This window comes from Clostridium sp. Marseille-Q2269 (genome assembly GCF_943736985.1).
Lineage (GTDB): Bacteria > Bacillota > Clostridia > Clostridiales > Clostridiaceae > Clostridium_F.
Window position 1 is genome coordinate 75718 of record NZ_CALSFS010000008.1, and the last position, 12606, is coordinate 88323.

10 protein-coding genes are annotated in these 12606 nt (G+C 27.4%); 1 reads left to right on the forward strand and 9 read right to left on the reverse strand.

The window, feature by feature from the left end:
- Nucleotides 1-142 precede the first annotated feature (142 nt).
- Complete coding sequence (locus tag NGI68_RS11250; protein ID WP_251861581.1) at nt 143-1384, forward strand: MGDG synthase family glycosyltransferase; 1242 nt, start codon at nt 143-145, stop codon at nt 1382-1384.
- Between the two features lie 37 nt (nt 1385-1421).
- Here the strand turns inward: NGI68_RS11250 and spoIIR are convergent, their stop codons facing one another.
- The 9 genes from spoIIR to NGI68_RS11295 form a co-directional block, all read right to left on the reverse strand.
- Nucleotides 1422-2054: a stage II sporulation protein R gene (spoIIR, locus tag NGI68_RS11255; protein ID WP_251861582.1), complete on the reverse strand. Its 633-nt coding sequence runs from the start codon at nt 2052-2054 to the stop codon at nt 1422-1424.
- Nucleotides 2055-2126: 72 nt separating this feature from the next.
- Complete coding sequence (locus NGI68_RS11260; RefSeq protein ID WP_251861583.1) at nt 2127-3308, reverse strand: Ger(x)C family spore germination protein; 1182 nt, start codon at nt 3306-3308, stop codon at nt 2127-2129.
- Nucleotides 3309-3345: 37 nt separating this feature from the next.
- On the reverse strand, nt 3346-4452 hold the full coding sequence (locus tag NGI68_RS11265; RefSeq protein ID WP_251861584.1) for a GerAB/ArcD/ProY family transporter: 1107 nt from the start codon (nt 4450-4452) through the stop codon (nt 3346-3348).
- Nucleotides 4453-4475: 23 nt separating this feature from the next.
- A complete protein-coding gene (locus NGI68_RS11270) occupies nt 4476-5936 on the reverse strand; it encodes a spore germination protein (protein WP_251861585.1) in 1461 nt (486 codons plus the stop codon).
- Between the two features lie 29 nt (nt 5937-5965).
- Complete coding sequence (locus NGI68_RS11275; RefSeq protein WP_251861586.1) at nt 5966-6163, reverse strand: CLC_0170 family protein; 198 nt, start codon at nt 6161-6163, stop codon at nt 5966-5968.
- A gap of 150 nt (nt 6164-6313) precedes the next feature.
- Entirely contained in the window at nt 6314-7156 is an 843-nt protein-coding gene (gene ispE / locus NGI68_RS11280; RefSeq protein ID WP_251861587.1) for a 4-(cytidine 5'-diphospho)-2-C-methyl-D-erythritol kinase, read from the reverse strand.
- Nucleotides 7157-7248: 92 nt separating this feature from the next.
- Nucleotides 7249-9870 carry a cyanophycin synthetase gene (gene cphA, locus NGI68_RS11285; protein WP_251861588.1) on the reverse strand — a complete coding sequence of 874 codons (2622 nt, stop codon included), beginning with the start codon at nt 9868-9870 and terminating at the stop codon, nt 7249-7251.
- Between the two features lie 43 nt (nt 9871-9913).
- The gene (locus NGI68_RS11290; protein WP_251861589.1) at nt 9914-10714 is read right to left on the reverse strand and encodes a cyanophycinase; all 801 of its coding nucleotides are present in this window, start codon (nt 10712-10714) and stop codon (nt 9914-9916) included.
- A gap of 256 nt (nt 10715-10970) precedes the next feature.
- A complete protein-coding gene (locus tag NGI68_RS11295; protein ID WP_251861590.1) occupies nt 10971-12533 on the reverse strand; it encodes a DUF3794 and LysM peptidoglycan-binding domain-containing protein in 1563 nt (520 codons plus the stop codon).
- Nucleotides 12534-12606: the final 73 nt, after the last annotated feature.

Below are 12606 nucleotides of genomic sequence, written 5' to 3' on the forward strand. Positions count from 1 at the left end.
GATATTAATAAATCCTTAAAACTTATGTAAATAAGTTTATAATTATATATTTATCCTATATAATGTTAATGTATAATACATACACTACATTTTATTTTTAAATAATATTGTACTTATTAACAATAAATTAGAGGGTGACTAAATGAAAATTTTACTATTATCTGTTTCTGCTGGGGGTGGCCACGTTCACGCAGCTGAAGCACTAAAATCATATATAAAATCAAATAATAATAAAGCGGAAGTTACTATAATAGATACATTAAAGTATATAAACCCTTTAATAGATAAGGTTGTTATAGGCAGTTATCTGAAAACATTGAAGATAACTCCTTCACTATATGGTAAATTATATTATAGCTCTGAGGATGATGAAGGGTTAACTACATTTATAAATTCCAATTTTAACAAGATTATGACTTATAAACTTTCTCATTTAATAGAAGAATTTCCCCCAGATGTTATAATATGTACTCATCCTTTTCCCGCTAAAATGATATCTATTATGAAAGAAAAAGGTAAATTATATATACCATCTTTAACTATACTTACTGACTATGCTGCTCATAGTCTTTGGGTTCAAGAATATACAGATGCTTATGTAGTGTCTAATTCTGATATGATAGATGAAATGGTAGATAGAAATGTTGCTAGTAGCAAAATATTTGACTTTGGTATACCTGTTAATCCTAATTTTTTTAAAAAATATAATAGAGAAGAAACATTAAAAGAATTAGATTTAAGTGTAGATCTCCCTACTTTTTTAGTAATGGGCGGAAGTTTGGGCATAGGTAAAATATCTGATCTTTATAGTGAATTGATAAGATTAAAGGAACAAATACAACTTATTATAATAACAGGTAACAATAAAAAATTGTATAAGCAATTAAATAAATTAAAAGAAGGTTCTAATAAAGAAACTAGAATTATAGGCTTTAGTAACGAAGTAAATAAATATATGCAATGCTGTGACCTGCTCTTAACTAAACCGGGTGGTCTTACTATAACAGAAGCATTAATTTCCAATATACCTATGGCTATTTTTTCTCCAATACCAGGTCATGAAGAAAAGAATGCAGAATTTTTATTAAGACACAATTTAGCAATACGTATAGACTCTATAGAAAATACTAAAAACATAATCAGCACTTTATTAAAATCCAAATCCAAATTACAAACTATGCGTTTAAACTGTCAACAGTTTGCAAAACCAAATTCAGGAGATAATATCTATAACTTATTAAAATTTCTAATGAATATGAAGAAAAATAATTCTAATAAAAATAAAATATACGTCTCTAATCATGTACTCAGTAATAAAAATAAAAATTTATTTAAATCTATAGAAAAATACTTTTTAAAGACTGCTGAAAAATATCTGTTATAGCTTTTCTCTGTATTATTTTTTAAATACAGAGTCTTATTTATTTTTTTAATTTATTAATTTCGTCTACAACTTTAAATCTTATTTCATAAGAGTTTTTAGAATTATTGATTTTTTTTAGTTCTTCATCTTTTAATACTTTCTTCATTTTTTGCTCTGTCTTTTTTGATGATACTTCACCTTTAGTCACATCAACAAAACATAACGGTGGAAACATTACACACCACCAGTTTTGCCCTTTCCCATTTCCTATAACTATTTTATATGCTTCATACTTTCCTTGTGGTAAAGTTATGTTTCCATAAGTTTTTATAGGAAATTGGTCTTGCCCTAAATGAGTATCAACAGAATATTTGTATCCATTTTTTTCTATAATATTTTGTGCTATTTTTTTAATTTCATCATTATTTTCTTTTAATATTTTTCTTGATTCATCTATACTATTACTTTTATCTAATTTAGGCATCATATATTTTATTACTTCATCTTTAATTTTAAGCTTTAGACTTTGATCTTCTATACTATCACTGTTTGCTATAACATGAAATCTTATTATTTTCTTTGAAATATTTTCTTGATCACTTCTTGTACTACCATGGACTAATTTAAAAGAACTAAAACCAATAAATAATATAACTATAATACCTAACATAGAAACTAATATCTTTTTCATATTTACTCCCCCTGCTTGTCTTATTTATTAGATATTATTACCAAGTATTATAGTTATATTCATTTTTTTAAATTATTTTATAGATCCTATTCTCCTAACTTTTGTATCTGCAGTAACATTTATATTTGCAGTCTTATATAAATCATTCCAATTTCCCTTTATCTCTTTCCAAAGTTTAGGGTGATGTTTATGAATGTATTCATCCAAATGTAAAATATCTGTATTGTAATCAATTTGAGATATTCTTACAGCTTCATTTATTTCTTGAACTATAGCCTTATTTAAATCCTCTTCTATTTTATTTATATCTCCTTTAGAAGATATTTGTTTATCAATATTATATCCTTTAATCTCACCTTCTATATCTAATTTTATATTGAAAGTTAAATTTTTTTTATTTGTTAACGTGATTTTCCTACTACTATCTTGTATGGAATAGTCTAAAGGACTTCCATCTTTTATTATAGTTCTATTTCCCCCTTTAAATTTTTTGTCACCTATAAGTTGTATACTATTAGCCTGTTCTGTAGTTATATATCCCTTTATTTTATTGTTATTGATTACAGCAACTTTTGCTATTTTAAAATTTCTATTCTTTTTATCTATATTAATAACAGGCACTAGTGCTGAATTACTTTCACTGGTAGACTCTAAAAATTCATTTAAAGTAAGAGGAAAAGCTGTGTTATTTTGAGTGTTATTTTCTAATATCCCTACTATATAATTTTCTATACTTTTTTCCATATTAGGTTTAAAATTTAATATTTCTTCGCTTTTATTATCTGAAAATACTATATACGTCATTCTATTTACAGCTGGTTGCCTTTGTAAATAATCTATTATTTCTTTAAATGTAATACTAGAATCTAAAAGGCTTGAATTTAAAACTATAAGTTTTAAATGTCCAAAGCTTATAAACCTACTACTTTTATTTGAAACCTTGTCTAAACTATCTTGCATTGAGTATGCATCTACTGACATACTACTTTCCCCTGCAGTTCCACCTTTTTCAGGACCCAATTCACTTATATTTGGGAAAGAATAAGTTACTCTAATTTTATCAAATTTATTTCCTGTAAAAGATGCTCCTTGACTTACTCTATTTAAATGTTCCTCTTTTGATATATCCTTTCCTGCATCTATTCCCAAAACAGAAACAAAAGCTTTTCTATCTATCTCTACCTTATCCCAGCATCCTGTCATACACATAGTTGATAATATAAGCATTATGGTTAAATATCTTTTTAATTTCATAATATAACAACTCCTAAATACATATTTATGCTTATACTTATTTTGAATATGGTCTTTTGTTTTTATTTGATTTAAACTTACTTACTATAAATAAAATTATAGGAATAACTACTATATTTAAAATAAACAGTATGGGCATTAAATTTTTACCTATATCAGTAACTTCAGCCACATTTTCAGGATATATTGAAATAATATATACAAATGGTATTATAAGTAATGCAGATAATTTTATGTCCTCCATATTTAATATATCTTTTAATAGATCTGCTGAAAAATAATAGGAATTAGTAAATGTAGTAAAGAAGAACAACACCCATATAGCCATAATTATTCCTTCCCATCTTTCAACAAATGTACCAGGTATATTTATTGATTTTATCATTGTTATTCCTGGCCAAAGCATTAATTTTACTTGTTCTGATGAAAACATGGCTACAGATAACACTACTATTAAAATATAAAAAATACATATAAAAAACAAACTATTAACTAACACTTTTAATGTCTTTTTCTTTTTTTTCATAAATGGTAACATCAAAAATACAATTTCTATTCCTTTAAATCTAGTTATAGTAGTCCATGTGGTCGTTATGTAATTTGTAGGTTTAGCCTGTAATACAGGTAATAAATTTGTAAAATCTCCCTGATATATAGCAAATATTAATAAAAATATAACTGGTATAAAACTAATCCAAAAAGCTACTTCATTAAATTTAACAAGAGTATCTAGTTCTCCCCTTATAATATAGCTACCAACAATCACAGTAATAATCACCAAAAATTCTGTGGGAGTTTTTTGCAATAAATATAATTTAATTTCCTCTATAAAAACTCTTAATCCATTGGATATATATATAATATTATAAATAATAAAACTTAAAGCTATAACTTTACCTAATACTGTTCCAAAATTATCATCTACTACTTTATAAAATTCATTATAATTATTAAGTCTTACAATGGAACTCATAATATATATCAGCAAGAAACTAATTAAAGCACTTATTATTATTACAATCCATCCATCATTTCCAACTGTATTGGAAAGATCACTAGCATAAGAAAATACACTTATACCAATAACGCTACTTACAATAGTAGCAAACAAGCTATATGATGTTACAAAATTATCATCCCTCACTACTAAATTCCTCCAAATCTATTTTATCTTTGTCTTATTTTGTCTTTAGTTTTCATATAATCTGGTCTTTTCTTAAAAAATCTTATAGGGGCTATGATATACATATCTTTAAAGTCACTTATACTTGGATTAACAACAGGAGATAAATAAGGTATTCCAAAGCTTTTTAGCTTTACTAAATGTACTAATAGTATTATTAATCCCAGAACTACACCATATAATCCTAAAAGCGATGCTGCTATAATTAATAAGAATCTAATTATCCTAAGGGAAGAACTTACATCGTAGCTTGGAGATGTAAAGCTAGTTATAGCTGTTATGGAAATAATAATTATCATTATGGGACTTACAATGCCTGCTGATACTGCTGCCTGACCTATTATTAATCCACCAACAATTCCTATAGTAGACCCTACAGGTTTTGGCAATCTAACTACAGATTCCATTAATAATGCTAAACTAACTTCCATTATTATAGCTTCCATATAAGCAGGAAACGGCACTCCTTCCCTAGATGCAGCTATAAAATAGGCCAATTTAGATGGTATTATTTCACTATGATAAGAAGTTACCGCCACATACATAGCTGGTAATATCATTCCAACAAGTATAGAAAATAACCTTATTACTCTTATTATTGATGAATATATCCATCTTTGATAGTAATCATCTGGAGACTGAAATAAACTTGGAAGAGTAGCTGGAATTATTATTGCAAAAGGTGAATTATCAACCAAAATAGCTACTTTTCCCTCATATAGAGCTGAAGCTACCACATCTGGTCTTTCTGTACTTTTAGTTGTTGGGAATATAGACCACTTATTATCTTCTATAAGATGTTCTACATATCCGCTCTCTAATATGGCATCAATTTTTATTGTCTCTAACTTATCATATAAATTATTTAAGACATCTTCATTAACAATATCTTCTATGTACATAATGGCCACATCTGTCTTGGATCTTACCCCCAATTTTTGAGATTTTATTTTTAATCTAGTATCTCTTATTCTTCTTCTTACCAATGCAGTGTTAAATCTTATAGTCTCTGTAAATCCATCCCTACTACCTTTTATAACTGTTTCTGAATCTGGTTCACCAACTCCCCTAACAGGCCAGAGTCTTGTAGCTATTACATATGCCTTATGTAGGCCATCTATCAATAATAGTGTGTCTCCTGACAATATTAAATCTATAGCTTTACTCAACTTTTCTTGTTCAGATACATCTGTTACCGTTAAAATCTTGTTTTTAATATCTTTTATATTGGTAGATTTATCTGCTTCTAACATAAGTGATTCCATTACATAGTTATTTAATAAATTTTTATCTGCCATACCATCTATGTACATCATAAATGCTTTTTGATTTCCTATTAGAAAATCTCTAAAAACTACATCAGAATTACCTTCTAGTAATTCTTTTATGTATTGTATATTTTTATTTATATTTGTATATATATCATCTTTAACTGCTTCCTTCATTTTTACACTCCCTTTTAGAAATACCCTATTTAAAATAATGTCATTTGCAAAATATATAATATTAAACTTACAATTACAATAAAAATACCCATATATCTTGCTTGTTTATAGCTTTTTATCATATTGGATTTTTTAAAAGAAGGAGCATCAATAAATATGGTAATAAAGCCTTCAATTAATACTAAAATTACAAAGTACTTATCAAATATGCCTATTATTTTTTCCATAAAATCCTCCTACAAGCCAAAAATTACTTCTAAAGTATTTTTTCCTTTACAACCTTAATTTATTCATTGAATTAAATTGTTAGTTTTATATAAAAACACTAAAAAGACCATAGAAATAATTTTAAAAATATATTTCTATGGTCCTTTTTATTATATTGTTCTAGTTATGAATACTTCTTTATATTTCTCTTTCAAATTATCATAGCATGTTTGCGCCTTTAACATATCATCAAATAATCCAAATACACTTGGCCCACTTCCGCTCATCATAGTTCCTAGAGCACCCAATTCCATGAAATTGGTTTTTATGGAACTTAATGTTTTATATTTTCTAAGAGTAACATTTTCTAAGACATTTTTCATATTTTTAGCTACAAAATTTAAATCATTATCTTCTATTGCTTGTATTAGTTTCTTTGTATGAGGATGAGTATATATTTTTTCAATTCTTAAATTACTATACACATCTTTTGTAGACACCCCAAAATTAGGCTTAACTAGCACTAATATTTTATCTTTAAAAGGCTTTATGGTAGTAATTTTTTCTCCTATACCTTCACAAAGGGCTGTTCCACCTTCCACACAAAAGGGTACATCCGCTCCAATATTTAAAGATATCTCTTTTAATTGTTCATTATTTATATTCGGTTTAAATATATCTCTCATTATTTTTAAAACCGTAGCTGCATCTGTGCTTCCCCCTGCCAATCCTGCAGCTACTGGTATATTTTTAATTATATTTATTTTAACTCCAGAATTTATATTATACTTATTTAAAAATAGTTCCGCTGCCTTATAAGCCAAATTTCTACTATTTTTAGGAATGTACTCCCTATCACACTCTATTATTATACCTTTTTTTATCTTCTTTATTTCTATTAAGTCATAAAGATCTATAGTCTGCATTAACATCTTTAAAAGATGATATCCATCATCCCTTTTTCCTATTACATCTAGTGACAAATTTATTTTAGCATGAGCTTTTGATAACATTTTATTCCTCCAAAAAAACATAGTATAAAATACATAATACACCAAAAAAATTAAAGCTACAATCATGATATTCATAAATTGTAGCTTTAACTTTAAGCTAATGCTGTTTTATCTGTTGTATGTTTTCCTCTTTTTATTTTATCCTTTACAATATCTACTGCTGGTTCTAATTCTTCAAAGAACATTACAACTAAATCTCCTGGGTCAGAAAATTCTATAGCCTTTCTAAGGGCTTCTTCTTCATCTAACACTATATTTAATTGAGATTTTTTAAACCCTGATTCTACAATACCCTTTTTCAATAATTCTGCTATTTCTCCATCTTTTCTTCCCCTTTTATCTCTATCTTCTTTTATATATATATAATCAAAATTTTCTCCACATATATTACCTACTTTTAGTGTACTACTATCAGTTCTGTCCCCTGGAACACCCACTACTCCTATTATTTTTTTATGTTTAAATTGTTTAGCTCCTTCTAACACTACTTTATATCCATCAATATTATGTCCATAATCTAATATTACAGTTGTTCCTTCCACATCATAAACATTAAATCTACCAGGGTTTTGTTCCTTGTTATTAAAGCTTTCTATTCCTTGCCTAATAGTATCTATATCTACTCCTATTCCTATTAATGCTGCTACTGACGCCATTATATTTTCTATATTATAAGTTAACTTTCCACCTAAAGTTATTGGTGCTTTATTAATATTTATTATTTCCTCATTTTTACTTAAACTTTTTAAATGTATAGTATCTTGATCTAAATATACTACTAAATTTTTATCATCTAAATATTTAGATATGATGGGATTATTTTTATTTTTAGTAAACAGTATAATTTTGCTTTTGATTCTATCTACAATCCCTAAACTGGCTTTATCATCCCCATTTATAACCACATATCCATCATTTTTAACAGCTTCTCCTACCAATGATTTAACATAAGCCATATCTTCCAAAGTATTTATACCACCTAAGCCTAAATGATCCTCTGTAATATTTGTGATTATACCTACATCAGCTAAATCATAAGGTAATCCTGATCTTATTAATCCACCTCTTGCCAATTCCAATACTGCTACGTCTACATCTCTATTAGTAAGTATTGCCCTAGCGCTATAATATCCTGTAGTATCTCCCTTATTTATACATTTATTATCTACATATATACCACCAGTAGTTGTCATACCTACTTTTTTACCTAAATTTTTTAAAGTATGCCCTATTAATCTAGTAGTTGTAGTTTTTCCATTTGTTCCTGTAATAGCTATAATAGGTATGTTCCCATCATCGTTCTTAAACATCATATCTACTATAGCCTTTCCTACATTTCTGCTTTCACCTTTATAAGGATATTGATGCATTCTTATACCAGGTGCTGCGTTTACTTCAATTATTCCTTCATTCTTACCAAGGGGTTTTCTTATATCGTCACAACATATATCTATTCCACATATATTTAATCCTATAGCTTTAGCGGTTCTCTCACATACTTCTTTAGTTTCATCACATATTAAGTCAGTACAATCTATAGCTATTCCTCCTGTAGATAAATTAGCATTATGCCTTAATTCCAATTTATGTCCCTTAGGAAGCAAATCCCCAAGAGTATATCCCTCTTTATATATATTATCTTTAAGATCTTTATCTACTTTTATTTTTGTTAAAGGCTTCTCATGTCCATTTCCTCTTCTTTCATCTCTATTTAACTGTCTTATTAATGCGTAAATTGTACTTTTACCATTACCTATTATGTATGGTGGAATCCTCTGCGCTGCAGCTACTACCTTTCCATCAACAACACAAACTCTATAATCATTGCCCTTAATATATTTTTCTATCATTATATTTTGAAATTTTTTATTTATTGTGCTATACGCATTTACTAATTCTTTTTGATTTTTTATATTTACCATTACACCCTTGCCTTGATTACCAAAGCGAGGTTTTAATACTACTGGATATCCTATTCTTTCCACTTTAAATAATAAATCGATATAATTTTTTATTTTATACCCTTCAGCTACAGGTATGCACTGATCAATTAATATATTTTTAGATAAAAGTTTATCACAAGCTATATCTACAGATACAGAACTAGTATCATTACACATAGTAGCCTCTATAAATTTGCCTTTGACCCCATATCCCAATTGAAACATACTGTCCTCTCCTATCCTCATAATGGGAATATTTCTTTTTTTAGCTTGTTCTATTATGGATGAAGTACTAGGTCCAAGTTCCTCTGACTTTAATAAACACATTAATTCTTTAACTTTGGCTTTTACATCATACTTTTTACCATTTATTATATTATTAATTAGATTTACAGCTATCTTTCCACACTCAATAGCAGCATTTTTATATTGGTATTGATAAATTATATAATACTTTTCTCCTTCTATTTCTCTTGCCTTGCCATAACTAACATTTATACCAATTTTATTTTGTAGTGCTATTATTAAATGTTCACATATATGAGATAAATAAGTCCCTTCGTAAAGCCTTTCTACAAATCCACCTTTTCTTCCTACACAACAGCAATGATCTTTTAATTCTGGAATATAATTAACAAGAGTCTTATTAAATCCTTTTATTTCTTTACTAGATATATTACTATATCCTTCTAAGTCTACATCCATTCTTATGCATTTTTTGTGGGAATAAATATTTCGTCCTTCAAATACTCTTATATTTTCTATTTTCATGTTGTAACTTTTCCTCCTCTTTTCCAAAAACATATATGCTCTGTTATATAGGTCTTCTATAATTTAAATCAAACTTATCTCCATTTTTAAGCACATGAAATTTAACATCAAATATAGATAATATTTCATCTGGATATTGTTCGGAAACGTTTGTACCACTTATTTCAGTTCCATCTATTATATATACTGCTCCAGATCCAATCACCTTAAATTCTCCCTCTGGTTTCACCACAATAGCTGTATCCTCATCAATTCCTATTCCTAGCCATTGAGGATTTTCTGCAATGCCAGTTAAAAGTCTTCCTATTCTTCCTCTTTGAGCAAAGTGTTGATCTATTATTACTCCCTTTATAAGTGCTAATCCTGGTGCCATTTTTAACGTACATTTTCTTGGTGATTCATCATTTAATCCAGAAACTATCATAGTATCACTCATAACTGATGCACCTGCTGAAGTACCAACAAATATACAACCTTCTCTATAAGCTTTTTTTAATGCACTATAAAGAGGGGTTCCACCTAATAAGCTTGTTATTCTTAATTGGTCTCCTCCAGTAAAAAATATAAGTGATGCATTTTTAATTAAACTTATGTTTCCTTCATAATGAGTATCCTTTCTATTATTTATATTTAGTACTCTTACATTTTTCACTCCAAGATTTTTAAATATATTTGTATATTCTCCACCTAATTCTTCTGGTAATTCAGATGCTACAGTAGCTATTAACAATTCTTCTTTTTCTTTATCTATTTTTTTACATACTTCTTTTAATATGTCTTTATCATGTTTTTTATCTTCAGCTCCTCCTATAATTATGAGGTTACCTTGTATTTTTTTTGTCAAAATACATACCCCTTCCTTTTATATATATTTTTTATTTTTTCCATATAAACTATTTTTATGCACAAAAATACTCTATATAACAATACTTATAATATTATTGTCATATAGAGATTTTTTATTTATATAAATTAAATATTAAATTAATTTACTGGATACCTATTACAATTTCATAAAATTAGTAGCTTTAAACATTTTACAACTTAAAATTTGTAAAAATTAAAAACTAACTGTAATATATATTTAATTTTATATAAGATTATATAATAGCTTTTCCTGGTATTATTAATTTTTGCCCAGGTTTTATAACATCAGGATTGTCTATTTCATTAATTAGCACTAAATTATCTATTGTGGTATGATATCTCTTTGCTATTTTCCAAAGAGTATCCCCTTGTTGTACCACATATATTGTTATACTAGCTTTTTTTTCTGGAATTTCTTCTTCCATAGGTTCTACATTTACTAAGAACTCTTTATGTGATATATAGTTAACTCTTGAATATACCTCTATTAAAGCTTTTACAGCTATAGTATTAGCTTCTATGCTAGCTTCTATATTCTCCAGTACAATCTTTGTCATGCATTGCATATCTATTTTAGCTCCTGGTATATCTATAGTGCAGTTGAAAGGTATATCTTCTTTTAAAGTATAAACATACTTCTCATCATCTGTAGTCTTGTACATAACTTCTGCATTTAAAATTCCTTCCACAACTACCTTATCTTCCACTATTTTTTTATCTGTTATATATGCCTTTCCTTCTGTCATTATTATTTCTCTTATACCAGGCATATCAGATGTTATTTCTATATTTTCTTTAACTATAGCTTCTCCTTTAGAATGACCTTGCATAACATTTAATTCATAATCCTCTTTATTCATATCTAACATCATGTTAGGTGAATACATATCTTCTATAAGTTCTATTTCTTTTTTGTACATAACTCTTGTATTAGATTTAACAAGAGCTTCTACATCTACAATCCTACTTTCACCTAAATCATCTTCTTTAGGCTCTATATTTATTCCTTCTACGGTAAAATCCGTATAACTTTCCATGAAGGAATTCACACCCTCTAATTCTACTTCTTTATCTATAAATACATCATCTATTATATAATAAATGTCTCTACTATCTTTAGCCCTATACATTAATTCAATTTTAGCAAAAGCTTCTACACTTACTTTATCATCTAGCACAGTTACTTTCTTCTTATGAATATTTAAATTGGTCTTTAATATACTTCCTACCTCTGGTTTATCCGCTCCTATTTTTATATTGGATTTTACCAAAATCTCTCCTTTAGCTGTGCCTGCTATCTTATCAATAGATATAGGATTTCTAAGCATTTGTATATCTTCAATTGCATTTAAATCCTTTATTATTTCAAAATTATATTTTTTATACACTGCTCCTTTTAATCTAACTATACCCTCTATAGATATTTTTCTTTCGTTAACTATTTTACAATACATATCCTCAATAACACATTCTGCTTCACATAGCATATCTTTTTCTGTGCCAGATATCTGCATATCATTTGAAAACTTATTACTATATCTAGTGTTATACAAAACTCCTTTTTCATCTTCCTTTGCAAGATATAATATGTTGTAGTCTATATATCCTTCCATATAAAGCTTATCTTGCATAACTTCCTTACTTGTTATATAAGGTTTAGCATCTAACATAAGTACTTCATAAACATCTGGATGAGTATCCGGAATAACATATTCACCCTTTATAGGGGTATTTACAAAATTTTCTCCAAGTAATTGTTCGCATTCTATATTTTCTTTAAGTAAATTCAAGTCCATTTAATTTATCCCTCCCATAAAACCTACTAATAATGTATACAATAGTTTTATGGAAATTATGCATAAAAGAAAA

Excerpts from the sequence above, each read along its gene's own strand:
- cphA (WP_251861588.1), bottom strand. The coding sequence starts at position 9,870 with ATGAAAATAGAAAATATAAGAGTATTTGAAGGACGAAATATTTATTCC.
- NGI68_RS11250 (WP_251861581.1), top strand. The coding sequence starts at position 143 with ATGAAAATTTTACTATTATCTGTTTCTGCTGGGGGTGGCCACGTTCAC.
- NGI68_RS11270 (WP_251861585.1), bottom strand. The coding sequence starts at position 5,936 with ATGAAGGAAGCAGTTAAAGATGATATATATACAAATATAAATAAAAAT.
- NGI68_RS11295 (WP_251861590.1), bottom strand. The coding sequence starts at position 12,533 with ATGGACTTGAATTTACTTAAAGAAAATATAGAATGCGAACAATTACTT.
- NGI68_RS11260 (WP_251861583.1), bottom strand. The coding sequence starts at position 3,308 with ATGAAATTAAAAAGATATTTAACCATAATGCTTATATTATCAACTATG.
- spoIIR (WP_251861582.1), bottom strand. The coding sequence starts at position 2,054 with ATGAAAAAGATATTAGTTTCTATGTTAGGTATTATAGTTATATTATTT.
- NGI68_RS11275 (WP_251861586.1), bottom strand. The coding sequence starts at position 6,163 with ATGGAAAAAATAATAGGCATATTTGATAAGTACTTTGTAATTTTAGTA.
- ispE (WP_251861587.1), bottom strand. The coding sequence starts at position 7,156 with ATGTTATCAAAAGCTCATGCTAAAATAAATTTGTCACTAGATGTAATA.